At 38.9% G+C, this 21,683-nt stretch carries 24 protein-coding genes; all 24 read left to right on the plus strand.

All coding sequences use genetic code 11. The features are described from left to right. Positions 1–2 precede the first annotated feature (2 nt). The 24 genes from lpxK to hisIE all read left to right on the plus strand — a co-directional run bounded on the left by lpxK (position 3) and on the right by hisIE (position 21,639). Complete coding sequence (gene lpxK / locus F8M42_RS02225; protein WP_182187783.1) at positions 3–2,516, plus strand: tetraacyldisaccharide 4'-kinase; 2,514 nt, start codon at positions 3–5, stop codon at positions 2,514–2,516. Positions 2,517–2,560: 44 nt separating this feature from the next. After that, positions 2,561–3,307 carry a 3-deoxy-manno-octulosonate cytidylyltransferase gene (gene kdsB / locus F8M42_RS02230; protein ID WP_182187784.1) on the plus strand — a complete coding sequence of 249 codons (747 nt, stop codon included), beginning with the start codon at positions 2,561–2,563 and terminating at the stop codon, positions 3,305–3,307. Then, positions 3,300–4,124, plus strand: a complete 825-nt coding sequence (kdsA, locus tag F8M42_RS02235; protein ID WP_182187785.1) for a 3-deoxy-8-phosphooctulonate synthase — start codon at positions 3,300–3,302, stop codon at positions 4,122–4,124. The genes kdsB and kdsA overlap by 8 nt, the downstream gene beginning before the upstream one ends. 23 nt (positions 4,125–4,147) lie before the next feature. Next, entirely contained in the window at positions 4,148–5,128 is a 981-nt protein-coding gene (locus tag F8M42_RS02240) for a KpsF/GutQ family sugar-phosphate isomerase (protein ID WP_182188594.1), read from the plus strand. 1 nt (position 5,129) lies between these two features. Next, positions 5,130–5,702 (plus strand): KdsC family phosphatase, encoded by a 573-nt coding sequence (locus F8M42_RS02245; RefSeq protein WP_182187786.1) that lies wholly within the window; start codon positions 5,130–5,132, stop codon positions 5,700–5,702. A gap of 67 nt (positions 5,703–5,769) precedes the next feature. Next, positions 5,770–6,669 (plus strand): lysophospholipid acyltransferase family protein, encoded by a 900-nt coding sequence (locus tag F8M42_RS02250; protein ID WP_182187787.1) that lies wholly within the window; start codon positions 5,770–5,772, stop codon positions 6,667–6,669. 3 nt (positions 6,670–6,672) lie between these two features. Continuing rightward, positions 6,673–7,242 carry an LPS export ABC transporter periplasmic protein LptC gene (gene lptC / locus F8M42_RS02255; protein ID WP_182187788.1) on the plus strand — a complete coding sequence of 190 codons (570 nt, stop codon included), beginning with the start codon at positions 6,673–6,675 and terminating at the stop codon, positions 7,240–7,242. Next, positions 7,239–7,925 carry an LptA/OstA family protein gene (locus F8M42_RS02260; RefSeq protein WP_182187789.1) on the plus strand — a complete coding sequence of 229 codons (687 nt, stop codon included), beginning with the start codon at positions 7,239–7,241 and terminating at the stop codon, positions 7,923–7,925. The genes lptC and F8M42_RS02260 overlap by 4 nt, the downstream gene beginning before the upstream one ends. 117 nt (positions 7,926–8,042) lie before the next feature. Further along, positions 8,043–8,762: an LPS export ABC transporter ATP-binding protein gene (lptB, locus tag F8M42_RS02265; protein ID WP_182187790.1), complete on the plus strand. Its 720-nt coding sequence runs from the start codon at positions 8,043–8,045 to the stop codon at positions 8,760–8,762. Between the two features lie 12 nt (positions 8,763–8,774). Continuing rightward, positions 8,775–9,857 carry an LptF/LptG family permease gene (locus F8M42_RS02270; RefSeq protein ID WP_182187791.1) on the plus strand — a complete coding sequence of 361 codons (1,083 nt, stop codon included), beginning with the start codon at positions 8,775–8,777 and terminating at the stop codon, positions 9,855–9,857. A gap of 51 nt (positions 9,858–9,908) precedes the next feature. Continuing rightward, the gene (locus F8M42_RS02275) at positions 9,909–11,102 is read left to right on the plus strand and encodes a DUF3084 domain-containing protein (RefSeq protein ID WP_182187792.1); all 1,194 of its coding nucleotides are present in this window, start codon (positions 9,909–9,911) and stop codon (positions 11,100–11,102) included. After that, positions 11,092–11,502: a RuvC family protein gene (locus F8M42_RS02280; RefSeq protein WP_182187793.1), complete on the plus strand. Its 411-nt coding sequence runs from the start codon at positions 11,092–11,094 to the stop codon at positions 11,500–11,502. The genes F8M42_RS02275 and F8M42_RS02280 overlap by 11 nt, the downstream gene beginning before the upstream one ends. 79 nt (positions 11,503–11,581) lie before the next feature. Beyond that, a complete protein-coding gene (gene ade, locus F8M42_RS02285) occupies positions 11,582–13,312 on the plus strand; it encodes an adenine deaminase (protein ID WP_182187794.1) in 1,731 nt (576 codons plus the stop codon). 27 nt (positions 13,313–13,339) lie between these two features. After that, entirely contained in the window at positions 13,340–14,143 is an 804-nt protein-coding gene (locus F8M42_RS02290) for an MBL fold metallo-hydrolase (protein WP_182187795.1), read from the plus strand. 197 nt (positions 14,144–14,340) lie between these two features. Then, positions 14,341–14,667 (plus strand): YerC/YecD family TrpR-related protein, encoded by a 327-nt coding sequence (locus F8M42_RS02295; RefSeq protein ID WP_182187796.1) that lies wholly within the window; start codon positions 14,341–14,343, stop codon positions 14,665–14,667. 42 nt (positions 14,668–14,709) lie between these two features. Further along, on the plus strand, positions 14,710–15,858 hold the full coding sequence (hisZ, locus tag F8M42_RS02300) for an ATP phosphoribosyltransferase regulatory subunit (RefSeq protein WP_182188595.1): 1,149 nt from the start codon (positions 14,710–14,712) through the stop codon (positions 15,856–15,858). Next, complete coding sequence (locus F8M42_RS02305; protein ID WP_182187797.1) at positions 15,855–16,382, plus strand: HDIG domain-containing metalloprotein; 528 nt, start codon at positions 15,855–15,857, stop codon at positions 16,380–16,382. The genes hisZ and F8M42_RS02305 overlap by 4 nt, the downstream gene beginning before the upstream one ends. A gap of 25 nt (positions 16,383–16,407) precedes the next feature. Beyond that, positions 16,408–17,064, plus strand: a complete 657-nt coding sequence (gene hisG, locus F8M42_RS02310; RefSeq protein WP_182187798.1) for an ATP phosphoribosyltransferase — start codon at positions 16,408–16,410, stop codon at positions 17,062–17,064. Between the two features lie 12 nt (positions 17,065–17,076). Continuing rightward, positions 17,077–18,144, plus strand: a complete 1,068-nt coding sequence (hisC, locus tag F8M42_RS02315) for a histidinol-phosphate transaminase (RefSeq protein WP_182187799.1) — start codon at positions 17,077–17,079, stop codon at positions 18,142–18,144. Between the two features lie 4 nt (positions 18,145–18,148). Next, positions 18,149–18,733, plus strand: coding sequence for an imidazoleglycerol-phosphate dehydratase HisB (gene hisB, locus F8M42_RS02320; RefSeq protein ID WP_182187800.1), 585 nt, complete (start codon positions 18,149–18,151; stop codon positions 18,731–18,733). A 1-nt stretch (position 18,734) separates the two neighbouring features. Next, complete coding sequence (hisH, locus tag F8M42_RS02325; RefSeq protein WP_182187801.1) at positions 18,735–19,334, plus strand: imidazole glycerol phosphate synthase subunit HisH; 600 nt, start codon at positions 18,735–18,737, stop codon at positions 19,332–19,334. 108 nt (positions 19,335–19,442) lie between these two features. Next, a complete protein-coding gene (gene hisA, locus F8M42_RS02330; protein WP_182187802.1) occupies positions 19,443–20,171 on the plus strand; it encodes a 1-(5-phosphoribosyl)-5-[(5-phosphoribosylamino)methylideneamino]imidazole-4-carboxamide isomerase in 729 nt (242 codons plus the stop codon). 2 nt (positions 20,172–20,173) lie between these two features. Continuing rightward, complete coding sequence (gene hisF, locus F8M42_RS02335; RefSeq protein WP_182187803.1) at positions 20,174–20,932, plus strand: imidazole glycerol phosphate synthase subunit HisF; 759 nt, start codon at positions 20,174–20,176, stop codon at positions 20,930–20,932. After that, on the plus strand, positions 20,929–21,639 hold the full coding sequence (hisIE, locus tag F8M42_RS02340) for a bifunctional phosphoribosyl-AMP cyclohydrolase/phosphoribosyl-ATP diphosphatase HisIE (protein ID WP_182187804.1): 711 nt from the start codon (positions 20,929–20,931) through the stop codon (positions 21,637–21,639). Before hisF ends, hisIE begins: the two co-directional genes overlap by 4 nt. Positions 21,640–21,683: the final 44 nt, after the last annotated feature.

Raw genomic sequence — 21,683 nt, forward strand, 5'->3', positions numbered from 1 at the left:
TAATGCAGATACTATATGATATTGTAGTTGTACTGCTCATGATTGTGCTGCTGCCATATTTTATTGTACGATTGATACGAGAAAAAGGATTTGGTGAGCGTATGAAGCAAAGTTTTGGCTTTTTGCCAAAACATGCTTTGGATAAAGTAGCTGGCAAAGATTGCATCTGGGTGCATGCGGCATCTGTGGGTGAAATAGTTGCGGCCAGTCCATTGGTAAAAGAGTTTCGACGGGAATTTCCTGAAATACCTATATTGATATCAGTGGTTACCTGTTCCGGATATACAATGGCTAACCGAATAATCAAAGATGCTGACAGTATAATTTATTTTCCTTTGGATTTACCCTTTTTAGCGGATCACACGGTAAAAAAGATAAAGCCGCGTATTTTTTTACCTGTAGAGACAGAACTATGGCCTAATTTACTTAAAGCAGCAAGACGTTATAATGTGGCGGTGATGATGGTAAATGGACGAATAAGTGATAAAAGTGTAAACCGTTATCGCTATATGTTCAGCCTGCTCAGTGATATGGTTGGAACTGTTAATAAATTTGCGATGCAATCGGAAATTGATGTTTCGTATATAATACGTCTTGGGGCGGATCCAAAATTAGTCGCAGTTACCGGTAATACCAAGTTTGATCAGACTTATACTAATGTATCGGCTGAGGGAAAAAAGAAAATAATTGCCGAACTTGGGTTAGATGATGCCGAGGGGATTATTATTGCCGGAAGTACACATAAGGGTGAAGAAGTTTATGTATTGGATGCTTTTATGAAGTTACGTAATGAATTTCCTAAGGTCAAACTGATTATCGCACCGCGAAAAATAATACGTAAAGATGATGTGAAAAACATATGTGAGCAACGTGGTTTTAAAACGGCTTTTCGGACTGATTTAAAAAAGAGAATTTATCATGGACACGATATTGTAATACTTGATACAATTGGTGAATTGGGTAAAATATATAGTGTTGGTGATGTTATATACATCGGTGGCAGTTTAGTACCGCATGGCGGGCATAATATACTTGAACCGGCTGCGCACGGCAAGGCGATAATTGTAGGTAAAAATATGTTTAACTTTAAGGATACTTACATGTTATTTAAAAAGCGTGACGCGTGTTTGACTGTTAATAATTCAATAGAATTGGCTCAGCAAATGATAAAATTGTTTCGTCAGCCAGAAATAAGACATCAGATGGAAACAACCAGCTTGGCGATAATTCATGAAAATCAGGGCGCATCGCGGCGTTCAGCAGTGATTTTGCGGCAGGTATTGGAAGAACTTGACAAAAACCATAAAACATTGGCTGTTCCATCAACCGAAGCTATCGAAAATTTACAAACATATTTGTTTGAACTGGTACATGGCAGAAGGGAAAAGCATGTTGTTGGATATTTGATTATATTTATATTGGATATATTTTCCTTTATTTACGAAAAACTTGTCAATTTAAAATTGTGGTTATATCAAAGTGGCATCTTAAAGCGACAAAGTATTGATTGTTATGTTATCAGCATAGGCAATATTACTGTGGGGGGAACAGGTAAAACGCCGACTTCACAGCGACTGGCAAAGGAAATAAGTAATATAGGCTATAAAGTTGCTATTTTAAATCGTGGGTATAGAGCTAAATGGCATGGTGATGTCGGAGTGGTTTCTGATGGCAGAAAATTGTTGATGACAGCATCTCAAGCGGGAGATGAAGCTTTTCTGCTGGCCAAAAATTTACCGGATGTTCCAGTATTGATAGGTCCGGATCGTTCACTTACCGGTAAATATGCTATTGAAAATTTCGGTGTGGAAGTAGCTATCTTGGATGATGGCTATCAGCATTGGCAATTGAAAAGAAATATGGATATATTATTGGTTGATTCAATAAATATCTTTGGCAATGAACATATTTTACCGCGCGGTACGCTGCGGGAATCTTTGTCGCACTTAGATCGTGCCGATGTCTGTTTGTTGACTAAAGTCGATCAGGCAACACCACACTCCCGTGAATATATTAGAAAAACATTGTCACAAAATAATGACCATGCATTAATTGTTGAAAGTATTCATAATCCGATGGGATTTGTAGAAATCGGTGAATGGTCGGATAACATTGGTTGTACAGGTAAAAAAATTGTTGAAATGGTTGGATGCAGGATAATGGTCGTTTCAGCAATCGGAAATCCGGCGTCAGTTGAACAAACATTGCAGAGCATAGGTACGATTATAGTGGAAAGCATACGATTCCCTGATCATCACGATTATTCACTTGATGAAATTGCAGCAGTGATGAAACAAGCTGAAAAACGTGGTGCCGAGGCTATAGTTATAACTGATAAGGACGCCGTTAAATTTCCGCAGGAAATTATTCAGGAAAAAAACCGTATACCTATATATATAATAAGCATAGAAATAAAGTTTAAAAATGGTGCTGAAGAGTTTTATCAATATATAAAAGAACATTTACCACCACTGACAAAACATGATGATCAAGTATGTAATGTAAGAAAAAAATGATTGATTGAATACCAATATTGTCTGCAAGGGGGAAGTCAGGCCAGATGAATATAATTTGTATAATACCGGCGCGTTATGCTTCAACACGTTTACCAGGCAAGCCACTTGCCGATGTTGCGGGTAAACCGCTTGTGGTGCGTGTTTATGAACAAGCAGTAAAGGCAAAGATTCCTACAGAATTTATTGTGGCAGTTGATAATAAACAGATTTATGATGCAGTGTTAAAGGCGGGCGGAAAGGCTGTAATGACACGCAGTGACCATCTGACAGGAACAGACCGTCTGGCAGAGGCCGCATTGAACTATCCAGATGCAGATGTGATAATCAATATACAAGGTGATGAACCTTTAATTGATCCAGAGCTTATTGACAGACTGGGAAATCTTTTTATCGACGATAGTTCGCTTAATATGGCAACGGTAAAAACATTAATGCTTGATAAAGAAAAAAATGAACCGGGCAATGTGAAGGTAATAACAGATCAAAATGACTATGCAATTTATTTTTCCCGCTCATTGATCCCTTACCCGCGTAATGATTCCGGTGTTAAAATTTATAAGCATATCGGTATATATGCTTATAAAAGAGAATTTTTACTCAAATATGCCAAGATGAAACCGACACCTTTAGAACGGACAGAGTCGTTAGAACAATTGCGGGCAATTGAAAATGGTTATAAAATAAAAGTTATCACGTCTGATAAACGTTTTATCGGGGTAGATACTCCGGAAGACTTAGCAATAGTGAATAAATATTATAGACAAAAAGAGGGGAAACACGATCATGCATAATGTTAAACTGAAAAATTTTGAAATAGGTTCTGGCAATCAATTAGTACTGATAGCCGGTCCATGTGTTCTGGAAGGCTATGAACGCAGTTTATATATTGGACAAAGAGCTAAAGAGATTGCTGACAGTTTGGGTATGCCTTATGTTTTCAAGGCATCTTTCGATAAAGCTAACAGGTCTTCTTATAAGGGATTTAGAGGTCCAGGCTTGGATGCTGGATTAAAAATATTAGGTAAGATTAAACAGGAGCTCAAAGTTCCGATAATAAGTGATGTTCATACCGAGGAACAAATAGGACCGGCGGCTAAAGTTCTTGATATATTGCAAATACCAGCATTTTTGTGCCGGCAAACTGATTTACTTTATGCAGCGGCTAAAAGCGGCAAAATAGTTAATGTTAAAAAAGGACAGTTTATGGCACCCAAGGACATGAAAAATGTTGTGGAAAAGATAGAAAGTGCTGACAATCAACAGATAATGCTGACGGAACGGGGAGCTTGTTTCGGATACAATAATCTTGTCGTCGATATGCGGTCATTTCCTATAATGCGGGAATTTGGTTATCCGGTAATTTTTGATGCCACACACAGTGTACAGCTGCCAGGGGGCAATGGAACCAGTTCAGCCGGTAACCGCGAATATGTGGAATATTTGACTCGGGCTGCAGTGGGAGCCGGAGTGGACGGATTATTTATGGAAGTTCATGATAATCCGGCAGAAGCACTTTCAGACGGACCTAATATGGTTTATTTGGATGATTTGAAGAATATTTTGCAGGATGCATTGGCTATACATAAAATAGTTAAAAAACATTTTTAATCATATAATATTGGGAGGAGATTATTTTGGACAGTACAATAAAAGTTAAGGCAAAAGAAACACTTACTATCGAGGCAGATGCAGTAAGGAATCTTTCTTCACATATAAATGATGAATTTGAGATGGCAGTAAAGGCTATTTTGGCTTGTAAAGGACGTATTATTTTAACTGGTATGGGAAAGTCCGGCCATATTGGCAGAAAAATTGCGGCAACGTTGGCGAGTACTGGGACACCGGCATTTTTTATGCATCCGGGAGAGGCTTTTCATGGTGATTTGGGTATGGTTACAGCAGAGGATATTGTTATGGCTTTATCACATAGTGGTGAATCCACTGAGGTAATCAATATTTTACCGATAATAAAAAGAATAGGTGCATCAATAATTGCCCTATGCGGCAAAAAAAATTCTTCCCTTGGAGAAAATGCTGATTATTATGTAGATGTAAGTATAAAAAAAGAAGCCTGTCCGTTAGGATTAGCGCCAACGGCCAGCACAACAGCAACTTTGGCAATGGGAGACGCCATCGCAATGGCATTGTTGTCGGTACGTAATTTTACGGCTAAGGATTTTGCTGTATTCCATCCGGGTGGAGCATTAGGACGGCGTTTGCTGCTGACTGTAGAAAATGTCATGCACAGCGGGGATGATAATCCGATTATCGGCAAAGATAAAACAGCTAAAGAGGCATTATTCCTTATGACTGACAAAGGATTGGGAGCTACATCGGTTATAAATGAAAGTGGTAAATTCATAGGGTTGATAACGGATGGAGATATACGACGCGGATTGTCACATGGTATTGAATTCCTTAATGAATCGGTAGAACATTTGATGACAAGTCAGCCGCTTACGATTACCAGAAACAAAATGGCGGCTGAAGCATTGAGTATAATGGAAAAGCATAAACCACGGCCGATAACTGTATTGCCTGTGATTGATAAAGATAACAATCCGGTGGGGATAGTTCATTTGACTGATTTATTGCGGCAAGGTGTGGTCTAAAATGGAATTGTATGAAGGTTCGGCAATTAGAGCGTCAAAAGTGCGTATGATAATATTTGATATCGATGGAGTAATGAGTGACGGCAGGCTGCACTATACGGGTGACGGGGAACTGTTCAAAACTTTTTTTACCAGAGATGGGCTGGGAATAAGTCTGGCCCGCCAAAGCGGCATAAAGTTAGCAGCTATAACCGGGCGAAGGTCAAAGATTGTTGCAACGCGTTGCAAGGAATTAAAATTTGATGCTATTTATCAAGGCCATCTATATAAAACGACAGCTTATGAAAAATTAAAACAGGATTATTGTCTGGCAGATGAACAATTTGCTTATATCGGTGATGATTTGGTTGATTTGCCGATAATGGTCAAAGTGGGGTTTGCTGCCACCGTGGCTGATGCTGTTAGTGATGTAAAGAAAATTGCCCATTTTATCAGTGATTTTAATGGCGGTGAAGGAGCGGTACGCCAGATCATAGAGTTTATTTTAAAGGCCCAGGGGAAATGGCAGTCGCTGGTGCAAGATTATTTAGATGGAGGTATTTCCGCTAAAGCCCTTGATAACAATGCGCAATAAGATTATTATAATGCTGTAGAACATATAGCAGTTTTATAGATAATAAAGGCAGGAGGGAAAGTGCCGTTTGCAATATCATATATTGAAATTTTTAAGCTTTTGTGTATGTTTATTGCCGCATAAGGCGTTATTATATATTGGCAGGATTTTAGGAATTTTATATTTTCATTTGATTGCCAAAGAGCGCAATCGGGCTATAACCCAGATGCAGATGTCACTGGGATGCAGTGAAAAAGAAGCTGCTGAAACGGTAAAAAATTCATTTATAAATCTTGGCCGGTCATTTTTAGAGATACTTTACACACCGCGACTCAATAAAAATAATATAAACGATTTTGTTGATCCGCATGGCCTGGAAAAAATAAAGGCAGCAGTTCAGGAAGGTCATGGTGTAGTTATATTAACGGGACATGTCGGCAATTGGGAATGGCTGGCGGCTTCGATGGCATTTAATGGTATTCCTACCACTACCATAGTAAAACCTCAACCGAATGCCCAGCATACTCGTATATTGAATGAATATCGGAGAATGGTTGGGGTGGAAGTCTTTGCCCGCGGCACTAGTGAATTAATGGCTGCCGCACGGGCTTTGAAAAAAGGAAAAGTATTGGGATTTCTAGTTGACCAGGATGCGGGACCGGGTGGGGCATTTATTAAATTTTTTGGTAGATTGGCATCGACACCTTTGGGTCCGGCGGTATTTGCCCATAAGTTTTTATCACCGGTTGTACCAGCTTTTATTGTACGCCGTGAAGATGGCAGGCATCGTTTGATAATAGGCGATATTATGCGTTATAAGGATACTGGTGATCCGGATAAAGATTTGTTGGATTTCACTAAAAAAATGACTGAGTTTGTTGAGAATGTGATAAAAAATCATCCCACGCAGTGGTTGTGGTTCCAGAAACGCTGGAATACAGCTCCTGAAGAACAAAAAATAAAACATCATGTATCAGGAAGACGATAACACATGAAAAGCTTAAAGGATAAAAATAAAATAGCGTTATATGGTTTTATTGTGATAATTATTGCTGTTTGTGTATGGGCGGTGGTGACGAAGCCGGAGCCACAAAAAAAAGCAGCTGATGATACTAATAAAGAACAAACAATGGATTATATGTCCAATACCATCGTTGAAGAACGAAACGGCAGAAAAATATGGGAAATAACGGCTGACAGCATAAAGATGAATACTAAAACACAGCAGGCGGAAATGGAAAATATCCATGGCAAGTATTATGGAGAAAATGATGGTGAACAAGTATTGACGCTCACAGCACCGCATGGGACTTATTCTGACAGTACGAAAGATATTGTGTTGGATAATGGCGTGCATGTGCAGGGAAATCAAGGACTTGTTTTCGATGCACAAAAGCTTGTCTGGGATGATGAAAATCAGTTGCTGACTGGTCAAGGTAATGTTAAAATTGTAAAAGACAATATGCAGGCGCAGGCGGATCAGGTTGAAAGCAGCAATTCTTTCCTGCAGTTTAAATTATCGGGCAATGCCCATATAGTAGAAGGAAGTACGGCACAATGAAGTTTAATGGTAGATTTAAAATAGCCGCTGTAGTGGCTGCAGCTATCGCAGTATATGCCGGAACAGTATTTGCTGATAGCGGAAAACCGACAGAATTAAGTGCGAATAGTATAGAGTATAATACTCAATCGGGTATTATGACCGCCAATGGGAATGTGGTTATGACTCAGGAGGGAGCCCGTATAAGTGGAGCTCATGCTGTTTATAATTCTAAAACACAGGAAGGTCATATAACCGGTGGTGTTACGGCAGATAAGGATGATTTGCATATGACTGCCGGTGAAGTGTTTACACAGGGAGCTAACATGCTCATAGCCAGTGGCAATGTGGCAGCACATAAAGCAGACAAAACACTGACCGGAGTACGGTTGGAATATAACACCGACACTGATTATGCCTTGATGCCCAATGGCGGAACGATAACAGCAGCTGATGGGGCAATTTCCGGAGATAAACTGGAAGCTTATATGAAGGATGATCATTTTATTGCCAGTGGAGATGTGCATATATTAAGCCAGACTCGCAATATGGAAGCTTATAGTGATAATGCCGACTATTATAGCCAGGAAGATGGCAAAATAGTTTTGACAGGTAATGCTGTAGCCATGCAGGACAATAATACTATACGTGGTAATACTTTGACACTGTACATGGGGAATAATGGGCAGGCTGCCGTTAAATAGATGTAAAATGAAGTTTAAATATTATTTCAAATCATGGGCTGACTGAAGTGCATATTTTATATGCACTTTTTGGCAATATTACGTCTGATGGTTAGTATTTTAGCTGGGGGTACGAATTTGTATATCGAAGCAAGAAATCTTGTGAAAAGTTATAAAGAACGCAATGTTGTAGATGAAGTTTCACTTCGGGTAAAAAAAGGTGAAATTGTCGGCCTTTTGGGACCTAATGGCGCAGGAAAAACAACTACATTCTATATGATAATAGGAATTGAACGGCCTACACATGGGGAAATCTATTTATCAGACGTAAATGTAACTAAATTACCTATGTATAAAAGATCTGAATTGGGAATAAGCTATCTGGCCCAAGAATCATCGATATTCAGAAAATTGACGGTAGAAGACAATTTGTCAGCTATTCTAGAGACTACCGAACTATCAAAACGGGAACAAAATAAAAAAAAGGATGAATTGATAGAAGAATTTGGCTTGGGTCATGTGCGTGCCATGAAGGGAATGCAATTATCCGGTGGAGAAAGGCGGCGTGCCGAAATTGCCAGGTGTTTGGCGCTGGAACCGCAGTTTATATTACTCGATGAACCCTTTGCCGGCATTGATCCGTTAGCTGTGGCTGATATCCAGGGGATAATAGCATACCTTTGCAAGCGGGGCATGGGAATATTAATAACGGACCATAATGTACGGGAAACTTTGCAGATTGTCAATCGGGCTTATATAATGAATGAGGGAAAGATACTTGTCGCCGGAGACAGTGAGACAATAGCAAATAGTGAAGTGGCAAAGAAATTTTATCTTGGCGACAATTTTACGTTATAGGAGCAATTGTAGATGCGAATTTTAGACCGATATATATTGAAAGAAGTGCTGTTGGCATTTCTATTTGGAATATTTGCCTTTTCCGCTGTTTTTATCGGCTCAGGTACATTGCTCCGGATTGCGCAATATGTTACTCAGTATGGGGCGTCATTTTCTGCAGTGGTACGGTTATTTGTTTATAGTATGCCGGCAATAATGCTATGGACGTTTCCCATGTCGATGTTATTGGCAACACTTCTGGTATTTGGTAAATTGTCTGGTGCCAGTGAAATAACAGCGATGAAGTCATGTGGAATAAGTTTTTATCGTATTATTCGTCCTGTTGTGATAATGGGAATTGTTGTAAGTATTTTTGCCATTGCTTTTGATGAATATGTGGTACCGTGGGCGAATCAAGCTTATGCTGATGTAATAAATTATGAAATAAAGAATAATGCTGCGCCCCAGTCCAGGGAACATATAATTTTAAAGGAAATAAAAGATGGGAATATTCAAAGATTAGTTTATGCCCGCCGGTTTGATGTAGAAAAAAATCGTATGGAAATGATTACTATGCAAGATTTTGAAGAGGGCAATCTGGTTCGGGTAGAAAATGCGGATTATGCAGATTGGACTAATAATGAATGGATATTACATAATGGTGTAATTTATTCACTGAGCAATGGTGAAATGTCATATACGATGCATTTTGGTACACAAAAATTACCGATACAGGAAAATCCGGATAATATAATCAGAGAACAAAAAAAACCTGAAGAAATGACGATGAAGGAATTAGAAACTCAAATAAAGATAATGCGCAGTCAATATGTGGATACCACTGATTTAGAAATAGAATTATACCAGCGGATAACAGTACCACTGGCCAGTTTTATTTTTACGCTGATCGGTGCACCATTAGGTTTACAGCCAAATCGTAACAGTTCATCTATCGGATTTGGGCTGAGTATTATAATAATCTTTATTTATTATGCATTTATGACCATTGCAAGTGTTATTGGTCGAATGGGGATACCGCCGGCTTATGCCGTTTGGCTGCCAAATATAATTGGCGCGGTCATTGGATGTTATTTGATAAAGAAAGCAGCCAGGTAGTAAAAGTTTTAGAATGTAAAAATTAAATATATATCAAAGGAGGTATCTGTCATGCATGGCATAGTATTGATTGTAGTATTAGTGATGGTAGGGGGAATCATTGCCTTTATTGGTGATCGACTGGGTAGTAAAGTGGGAAAGAAGAAAATGACTCTGTTTGGTTTACGACCCCGACATACGTCAATAATAGTTACTATTGTTACAGGAATTGCAATTACTACAATGACCTTTGGCATATTGGCAGTTACTTCTAAAGATGTACGTACGGCACTTTTTGGTATGGAAAAATTACAGCAGAAAATACGTATTACACAGGATAATTTGAATGATGCCGACAATAATCTGCAAAGAGCCAGACAAGAGCAGCAACAGATGCAGTTTAGTTTGGGAAAGACACGTAATGCACTGAATGAAGCTGAAACACAGACTGAAAAATTAAAGCAGTATCAGGGACAACTCTTAGCAGATAATAATCGTTTAGAAGGTCAAAATGACACTCTTGAAGGACAAAACAGTTATCTGACTGCAACAAATGGTGATTTACAAAAGTATAATAATGAGTTAATGGGTAGTAATAGCTTGTTGCAAGATCAAAATGATAATCTCTTGAAAAGAAATGGTGATTTGAGCAGCAAACGGATAATTTATCAGGCTGGTGAATTAATTTTTGGTGGGGTGATCCCAGCTACCACTGATTGGTCGGTGGCACAAGAAAGTATGTCAAAACTTATTGCACTGGCTAATACGAGAATTCTTGGCAAGGCTGAATATAGTGCGTCACGGCAAAATGGTTTATGGATAAATCCCACCGAATATGAGGATGCATTGAGCAAGATTTGTTCATCGGATAAAGATATGGTAGTTCGGTTCATCGCTGCGTCTAATTTGGTTAAGGATGAACCGATTCGCAGTAATATAGAACTATATCCGGATAGAAATGTATATAGTAACGGTGAAATGATAACCAATGGTGAATTTGTCACAGATGGTACTCAGGCAATGGCGCAGCAAATATTGTTGAATTTTTTGCACGATATAAATACTATTGCTTCGGCAAACGGCGTTCTGCCGGATCCATTACGTGGATCCATTGGTGTTATAAGCATGAACCAGCTTTATGATGTAACAGATGCCATGGTAGGAATAAAGGGCAAAATTTTATTGACGGCTTATTCACGCGGTGATACTAACATATTGGGACCATTGCGGCTGATTATCAAGGTAGAAAAGATAAATGAAGACTAAGGGAAATTGTTTGATAGCGATTGATCCGGGAAGAGAAAAATCAGGGCTTGCCTTACTGCGATATGATAGAAAAGTTATTTTTCATGAAACAGTGGTTATGGTTGATCTTTTACCTACAATAAATATATTGATGAAAAAATATTCCGTTGAAGTATTTGCCATTGGCAGCGGAACCGGCAGTAAGACAATGCAGCTAAGATTAAGGGAGCAATACCCTTCAATTGATATAAAAGTAATAAATGAATATCGGACAACGGACGAGGCAAAAAAACGATATTGGCGGGAGAATCCACCCAGAGGTATAAGACGATTTATCCCACGTGGAATGCTTGTACCACCAAGACCTGTAGATGACCTTGCTGCCGTTATTATTGGTGAGAAATACCTGTCTGGGAATTAAATGGCTGTGTTGCTTAAGAGCGATTTTGTCCAGACAGGTTTCCTTTTGGCAAAGATTTTATTTATAGGCGGGGATTAATATGGAGAAAAAGCAGCTTAAAAAATTGATTGATGTTGCGGCAGGGCGTTGTAAGGCTGATTTAGTATTAAAAAATTGCCGTATCGCCGATGTCTATAACGCTGAATTTATCACTGGTGATATTGCAATAAGTGATGGCTTTATAGCTGGTATTGGAAAATATGATGGGGGAAAAGAGCAGAATTTACAAGGCGCTGTAGTAGTACCAGGATTTATTGACAGTCACATTCATATAGAATCGGCTTGTGTCAGCCCTGAGGAAATAGGTGCACTTTTGGTACCGCATGGTACGACGACAATTATTGCTGATCCACATGAAATTGTTAATGTGTGCGGATTGACCGGGATGAACTATATGATAAAAGCAGCAAAAAATACTGTACTCAATATAGAATATATGCTGCCGTCTTGTGTACCAGCAACACCATTTGAACATGCAGGGGCGGATATTACGGCAGCTGTGATGCAGCGGGCAATGGCTGACAACGATATTCTCGGTATGGGAGAATTTATGAATTTTCCGGGTGTTATTAGTGCCGATGATGAGGTATTAAACAAATTATTGACGGCAAAAAAGAATAAAAAAATAATTGATGGACATGGTCCAGGTCTCACTGGTAATGCTTTAAATGCATACATTGCTGCAGGAATTGCCGATGATCATGAATGTTCTACTCTTGAAGAAATGCATGATAAATTAGCCAGAGGCATGTATGTTATTTTGCGAAACGGTTCAGCCTGTCACGATTTACTCACGCTTGTCAGGGGAATTACCACGGCAAATGAACGTCGTTGCCTTTTATGCTCAGATGATCGCCAGCCAAAGACTATTTTTGCTAAAGGTCATTTGGAGGATCATTTGCGTATTTGTGTGGCAAATGGGATAGCTCCGTTTGCTGCACTGCGGATGGCGACGCTTAATGCAGCCGAATGCTTTGGACTTAATGACAGGGGAGCTGTGGCACCGGGCAGACGTGCTGACTTGGCTGTGCTTAATAATTTGGACGAATTTGTTGTTGAAAATGTTTATATTAAAGGCCAATTGGTGTCGACAGATGGTAAATATCTGCCGGAAGTAAAAAAATATCCCATAGATAGTGTAACCGGCAGCTGTCATGTTAAAGATTTCTCCGTTAAAAAATTGGCATTACGTTTGAAATCGAAATTGGTAAAAACAATTGACATCTTACCGGATGGTGTAGTTACAGAAAAGGGAACGGCAAGTGTTGATTTGGATGAAAACGGACTGTTTGTTTACTCATCGAAAGCAGACATTGTGAAAATAGCTGTTGTTGAACGTCATAAAAATACAGGAAATGTAGCGGTCGCTTTGTTGCGTAATTACGGAATTAAACGTGGGGCAGTGGCAGTATCCATAGCACATGATTCGCATAATATCATTGTTGTGGGGACAAATGATGGTGATATGGAATATGCTGTAAATGAATTGATAAAACAGCAAGGCGGAATAGTGCTTACTTGTGAACATAATATTATTGCCAATATGCCAATGCCGATCGCCGGAATAATGAGTGATAAGAATGGTGAATGGGTTAATAAACGTTTAATTGCCATTCACACGGCAGCATATGAGAAATTGGGAATAAATAGATACATTGATCCAATAATGACATTGTGCTTTATGGCATTACCGGTGATCCCAAAATTGAAAATAACAGACATGGGATTATTTGATGTAGATAAATTTGCTTTTACTTCAGTGGAAGCTTGATTTATTCTTAACATAGGAGTGATTGTAGTGAGACAGCTTATAATGCTTGGCACGGGCAATGCGATGGTGACAAAATACTATAATACCTGCTTTGCCATAAAAACTGATGATGGTATTTTTTTAGTTGATGCCGGTGGTGGTAATGCAATATTGGCTCAGATGGAAAGAGCACAACTTAATTTTTCTGATCTTCACCACATGTTTGTTACACATGGGCATACTGATCATGTGCTGGGAGTTATTTGGGCAATACGGAAAATAGCAGATCTTATGGGCAAGAATAAATACGAGGGCAATTTTCATATTTATGGACATGCCGAGGTAATTAATATTATAAAAACCATTGCTGCATTGACGCTTAAGAAAAAAGATCTGAATCAATTGGGATCCCGTATAATATTGGAAACAGTGAGAGATGGTGATGTCAGAAAAATTCCTGGCATGCAGCTGACTTTTTTTGATATATTATCTACCAAAAAACAACAATTTGGTTTTAGTGCGGTATTTTCTGATGGTTATAAGTTCTCTTGTCTGGGGGATGAACCATATAATGACCATTGCCATACTGTTGTTGAAAATAGTGATATTTTATTGTCCGAAGCATTTTGTCTGTATGCTGACAGGGATAAATTCAATCCCTATGAAAAACATCATAGCACTGTAAAAGAAGCTTGTGAAGTGGCTAAAAATTTAAATGCGAAGGCGGTTTTGTTATATCACACCGAGGATAAAACATTTCCAAATCGTAAAGCAAGATATCTTAATGAGGCTGATAAATATTTTTCCGGGGAAATTTATGTTCCGGATGATTTAGAACAAATAGACTTTTAGATGTCGATAAAACACGGACAAATAATGTGTTATGCTAATGTTTACCAGTAAATAACATTAGCAAAATAATTTATTTGTCCGTGTATTTTTATATAAATATATTGATTGTTTATTGATTTTAGTGTATAACTATAATATATTTTTTTACACGATAAAGACTTAACGAGAGAAAATGATAAACTAACGGAGGTAGAAAGATGAGTAATCCTAAATTAAAAGATAAATTAAATGATCATTTATGTGAAGCAGTTTTGAGTTTAAAAAGTACAGAGGAATGTTATCAGTTTTTTGAAGATATATGTACGATAAGTGAGATGAAGGCGATGGCACAACGTCTGGAAGTTGCAGCAATGTTGCGTAAGGGGCATATTTATGAGGATATTGTAGCACATACGGGGGCCAGTACAGCTACTATAAGCCGGGTAAAACGCTGCCTGAATTATGGTGCAGATGGATACAATATCGTATTAGATCGCCTGGGTATAAAAAAAGATACTACATTGAGAAATGGAGAGAAAAAATAAGTGTGCCGTGATAAGAATTTTTTATTGGAAGTTCCGTATGGAATGCGGGATTTTTTACCACGTGATGCTGCAATAAAAAGAAACGTGGAAACAGTGTTAGCTGAGCTGTTTGCTAAATGGGGTTATAACGAAGTCATAACGCCTGCTGTCGAATATCTTGATACGTTAGCTGCTGGAAGTAAGAATAACATGGAAAAACATATGTTTAAGTTTTTTGATAAAAACAATAGGACATTGGCACTGCGTAATGAAATGACTACTTCAATAGCCAGATTAGTATCAAGCCGCATGCAACTTGATAATCTGCCATTAAAGCTATCATATATTTGTAAAGTTTATCGTTATGAACAGGCTCAGACGGGACGGCAGTGTGAATTCTATCAGGCTGGTGTTGAATTAATGGGTAATAGTCATCCGTCAGGTGATGCAGAAGTTATAGCATTAGCAATAAAAAGTATGCTTCAGACAGGGCTTAGAAAATTTCAAGTATGTATTGGGCAGGTACAGTTTATCAATGGCCTTATGCAAAAATGGAATTTAACGGATGATGAACAAAAGAATATACGGATTGCATTAGAAAAACATGATTTAGTTAAATTGGCTGAAATAGTTGAAACAAGTAATTTATCTTCTACAGCACAAGAGAACTTAAAGCAGCTGCCTTTATTACATGGAGGAGAAGAAATATTAACTAAGGCTGCAGCTATGGCGAATAACGATGAAAGTATAAAGGCAATTAATGATTTACGAACTGTTTATACTTTTTTGAAAAGTTATGGGGCAACGGATTATGTAGTGTTTGATTTGGGGGTTATCCGTGATTTTGGTTATTATACAGGTACTGTATTTGAAATTTATGTGCCGGGAATGGGGAGTCCTTTGTGCGGCGGCGGTCGTTATGATAATTTGTTGGAAAATTTTGGCAACCATCTGCCGGCAACCGGTTTTGCACTGGGATTGGAACGATTGATGCTGGCACTGGCTGATCAGGGTAAAATAGATAACTTAATTAATAGTAAAGAAAATTATGTGGCATATGCCGATGGTCATATCGCGGAGGCAATAGAAAAAGCACTGTGGCTGAGAGCTGCAGGTGAAATAACGGAACTTGCTGATAAGGCACAGTCTTTTACTGAAGCAGAATATTATTGCCAAACGAAGGGGTATCTGAATCTGGTATATTTACAATGATTAAAAGGATTAGGCAGCTTTACAAGGCTATAAGGGCTGGTATTACTGCTGAAGATGAAAGCTTTATTAATGAATATTTAACACTGGATGAGCGGAAACTGTTTGATACTATGGCGGTATATGACAAACGACATGCACTAAATGTAGCTGCTAGTGCAGCAAAATTAGTAAGGCAGTACCAGATAACTGTTAATTTTAGATTGATGATGAAAGCCGCGTTGCTGCATGATATAGGAAGAACAGCTGATACAGTGATACTCAGTGATAAAATCCTGCTGGTCCTGCTGGAAATGCTGCCGCCGAAGCTGCAGCATTTTATAGCTAAGGATAAGTGTCAGGGCTTTATAGGCAGGCGGCGTCAGGCGTTGTACAGATGCATGCATCATGCTTTTATTGGTGCTGTAAAGCTTAGGAAAATAGGAGCGCTGGATGTAGCGGCAGTTGTTGAACGACATCATAATAAGCCGGATGACAATGATGATAGTGAACTTGTAGTACTGCGCAAGGCGGACGAAGCAAATTAATACTTATTGGGAAAGGCGTGGCTTAATGTCAGCAGAAAATATGGAATATTTGACAGTAGCGTTACCAAAGGGAAAAGTCTTTAATAAGGCGGCAGCGTTATTTGAGAAAATTGGTTACACAGCGAATGGATTATCCGATAAATCGCGAAAATTAATTATTACCAATGAAGAAAAAAAAATACGATTTATAATTACGAAAACAGCAGATGTTCCGGTTTATGTTGAATATGGGGCGGCAGATATTGGTGTTATAGGGAAAGATGTTTTATTGGAATCAGCTAAGGATGTTTATGAACTGCTTGATTTGAAAATAGCTAAATGTCATTTAATGATGGCAGTACCGCAAAAATTCAAACGTCCGCAGCTTAGTGATTATGCTAATACCAGAGTGGCAACTAAATTTCCGCATATTGCGGCAGCTTTCTTTAATAGCAAAGGAATGCAAATGGAGTATATCAAGCTGCACGGCTCGATAGAACTGGGACCGATTGTTGGACTATCTGAAAGTATCGTTGATATTGTGGAGACAGGAACTACCCTGCGGGAAAATGAATTGGAAGAATATGCATTTATAGCCGATGCGACAGCACGTTTAATAGCTAATCGGGCGAGTTTTAAAATAAAGTTTGCCCGCATCAGTAAATTGACGGAAGACTTAAGAAAAATAGTGAACAAAAAATAAGGAGAGATGGCTATGCTGAAATATCGCACAGGAATAGAAAAATTACCAGTGTATGATGTTATTGAACGTGATTGGAATATAAAACTCAATGCCAATGAATGCAATATGAATCTGCCGCCGATAGTTGAAGACCGAGTTATGGGAAGATTATCAAGATTGGCCTTTAATCGTTATCCTAATACTGAATTAGAATCACTGGCAGAACAAATTGCGGCTTCTTTCAGCGTTGAACGCAATAATATATTAATCGCCAATGGCTCAAGTGAAATTTTAGAAAAATTGTTCTTTTGTTTTGGCGGACGCAATCACAAGGTAGTTTATCCACAGCCATCTTTTTCTATGTACAAGATATATGCGGCACTTAGTAATTCAAGCAGTATAGCATTTGATCTTGATGAAGATTATAGATTTAATGCCGAAAAATTTGTTGAAACTGTGAACGAAAATAAAGCTCATTTGGCAGTTATATGTGCACCTAATAATCCCACCGGTACGCATATACCATTGGCTGATATTGAATATGTAGCTAAAAGGATAAATTGTGCTTTCGTTGTGGATGAGGCTTATATTGAGTTTGATGGACAATCGGCTGTGGGGTTACTGGCGCAGTATCCACATATGATTATAGCAAGGACTTTTTCCAAGGCGTATGGTTTAGCCGGAGCAAGGGTTGGATATATGCTTGCGGCAACGAAAATAACCGATATAGTTGGAAGAGTATTTATGCCATATCATGTGAACGTTATTTCTGCAGTCGTTGCCGACATCGTATATCAAATGCGGCATGAATATGAACCGCGTATTGCCATGATGACTTCGGAACGCGATCGTATGTCAGAACAACTACGGAAACTGCCGGGATTAACTGTTTATCCATCGAGTACGAATTTTATTTTATTAAAATATGCCAAAGCTGTTCAGCTGAATGAATATCTCATGAATATCGGCATTGGAGTGAGAAGTTTCGGCAATGCACCGCGACTGGACAATTGTATCAGAGTTTCTATGGGGACAAGACAGGAAAATGATAGTTTTTTCAAAGCGGCTAAAGAATTTGTCGAACAGCATGACGGGGAGTGATATTATGCGTCAGATAGAAATAAAACGACAGACAAATGAGACTGCTGTATATATTAATTTGAGATTAGATGGTACAGGGAAAAATAAAATAGATACTAAAATAGGGTTTTTTAATCATATGCTGACATTGCTGTCGGCACACGGTCTCATAGATTTAGTAGCTGAATGCACTGGAGATATTGAGGTCGATGGTCATCATACAGTGGAGGATGTCGGTATAGTTCTGGGTGATGCATTTCATGAAGCAATCGGCGATAAAAAAGGTATTAACCGTTATGCTACATTTTATGTACCAATGGATGAAACGTTGGCCAGAGCATCACTTGATATAAGCGGGCGTCCTTTTTTGATTTTCGATGCAGGGGAACTGGCACCAATGATCGGTGCATTTGATACACAGCTGGCTGAAGAATTTTTTCGCGCTTTTGCAGTTCATGCCGGTATAACATTGCATTTGCAGATACTTTATGGGAAAAATTCCCATCATAAAATTGAAGCTTTATTTAAGGCTTTGGGACATGCATTGCGTCACGCTGTAGAAATGGATCCACGTGTAAAGGGGATACCAAGCAGCAAGGGGGTTTTATAAAATGATTGCAATTGTTGATTATGGCCGTGGCAACTTATTTAGTGTGCAAAAGGCGTTCAATTTTTTAGGGACTGATGCTGTCATTACAGCAGATATTGAGAAAATAGAAAAAGCTGATAAAGTAGTTTTACCAGGCGTTGGGGCTTTTGGTGACTGTATGAATAATTTACAGGCAGCAGGACTGGTGCCCGTATTGCAAAAAGCAGCTAAGATAAAACCATTTTTGGGGATATGCTTAGGACTGCAGCTGCTGTTTGAAACCAGTGAGGAAAGTCCGGGAGTAAGGGGATTAGGGGTTTTCCGTGGCAGAATAGAAAAAATCAGCGCAACGGGTTATAAGGTCCCGCATATGGGCTGGAATAATATTTTTATTGAAAACGTGAACCCATTGTTGGGGAAATTGCCAGAGCGTCCATATGTTTATTTTGTACACAGTTATCATGCTGTGCCGGCAGACCCATCAATAATAACTTCGTGGACTGAATATGGAGGAAAAGTAACGGCATCGGTGGGACAGAAAAATGTTCAGGCAATGCAGTTCCATCCGGAAAAATCAGGAGCAGTAGGAATGCAGATTTTACAAAATTTTATCGATTGGTGATAAAGACAGTTTAAAGCATATCAATAAATTATAAAGGTATGATAGATAATAAGAAAAGCATTTATGATATAATAAATACAAGATGATAAACGATTGTGGGGGATGCTTATGTTTATTTTACCGGCTATTGATATACGCGGCGGAAAGTGTGTCCGTTTGTTCAAGGGAAATTTTTCTAAAGAAACGGTTTTTTCAGATCACCCTGTAGAAATGGCAAAAAAATGGGTAGGCATGGGTGCAGGTTACTTGCATCTTGTAGATCTTGATGGGGCGCTTGCCGGTACATCAAAAAATTTACAGGTGATCAAACAAATAGTTGATGCTGTTGATATTCCTGTTGAACTAGGTGGTGGAATAAGGACGATAAAAAATATAGAGACACTTTTAGATATTGGATTAGATCGGGTTATTCTGGGTTCAGCAGCTGTACATGATCCAAAGCTTGTTGAAGAGGCCTGTCGTTTATTTGAAGATAGAATAGTCGTCGGCATCGATGCCAAAGATGGAATAGTAGCGGTTGAAGGCTGGGAAGTATCAGGAAATGTTCATGCTGAAGAATTGGCTAAAAAAATGGCTTCGGCAGGGGTTAAAAAAATTATTTATACAGATATTTCTCGTGATGGAACGTTGCTGGGAATAAATGTAAAAGCAACAGCTTCATTGGCAAAAAATAGTGGAACACAGGTTATTGCTTCCGGTGGTTTATCATCACTTGACGAAATAAGAGAGCTTAAACAACATGAGGATGATGGTATAATCGGTGTAATTGCCGGAAAAGCTATTTACACCGGGGCGTTGGATTTGGGGGAAGCAATAAAAATTGCTGAGGGTGAATAATAATGTACACAAAAAGGATTATTCCTTGTCTTGATGTAAAAGCAGGCAGAGTAGTAAAAGGAACTAATTTCGTTTCTTTGCGTGACGCCGGTGATCCGGTGGAATTGGCCAGCTTTTACGACAAACAGGGGGCAGATGAACTGGTCTTTCTTGATATAACAGCATCCAATGAAAAACGAAATACGATGGTGGAAGTGGCATCTAAGTGTGCTTCACAGGTATTTATACCATTTACTGTTGGCGGTGGAATAAGAAGCAGCGATGATATGCGAAATATGTTAAAAGCAGGGGCTGACAAAATTTCTTTGAATACTGCCGCTATAAAAAATCCGCAGTTAATAAGTGAAAGTGCGGGAAAATTTGGTAATCAATGTGTTGTATTGGCAGTTGATGCGAAAAGGATAGGCGCGGCTTCTTGGGAAGTTTATATAAATGGAGGGCGTACCCCTACAGGACTGGATTGCATTGAATGGGTAAAAAAAGCCGTCGCATTAGGGGCAGGAGAAATTTTATTAACCAGCATGGATGCCGACGGAACAAAAAACGGTTATGACATTCCATTAACCAGAGCTGTATCAGAGTCAGTTGGCGTTCCGGTCATTGCTTCTGGCGGAGCTGGTGAGTTATCACATTTTTATGATGTGTTGACAGCAGGTAAGGCTGATGCGGTATTGGCGGCATCAGTATTTCACTATGGGCGGTTTAAAATTCAACAGGTCAAGGAGTATCTATTATCACGTGGGGTGGAGGTAAGACTATGATTGACATAAGTATGATAAAATTTGATGCCGCCGGTTTGGTTCCGGCAGTTGTTCAGGAAGTTGATAATAACCAGGTTTTAATGATGGCCTATATGAATGAAGAATCTTTATGCAAGACACTGTCAACCGGTTACACTTGGTTTTTCAGCCGCAGTCGACAATGCTTGTGGAATAAAGGCGCAACTTCCGGCAATAAACAGCGGGTTGAAGAAATATTTTATGACTGCGATGGAGACACTATATTGCTGCGGGTTCATCAGATTGGTGTGGCTTGCCATACTGGGACATATACATGTTTTAGCGGTCGTCGGTTAGGGTTATCGAATAAAGAAGTTGCATTGGTTGATGATGAACCGCAGCCGACGGCCAATTTGGCAAGAGTATTAAATGATTTGTATAATGTCATTCAGGATAGGAAACTTCACCCGGTCGAAGGTTCTTATACCACGTATTTATTAAGGCATGGTCAAGATAAGATCCTAAAGAAATTGGGAGAAGAAGCTATAGAAACGATAATTGCATCTAAGAATAACGACAAGGAAGAAATCCTTTATGAGATGGGTGATTTATGGTACCACTGCATGGTAACACTGGCATATCATAATATTTTACCGGAAGAGCTGCTAAGCGAATTACTAAATCGCAGAAGTGGCGGAGAATACCATAAATTTATCGATCCGGATGATTTGGATCCGGATGAACAATAATATTGGCTTATAAGCAAAGGACTGTCATACGAATGTCATTGACT

The sequence above is a fragment of the Pectinatus frisingensis genome, from assembly GCF_014076555.1.
Taxonomy (GTDB): domain Bacteria; phylum Bacillota; class Negativicutes; order Selenomonadales; family Selenomonadaceae; genus Pectinatus; species Pectinatus frisingensis.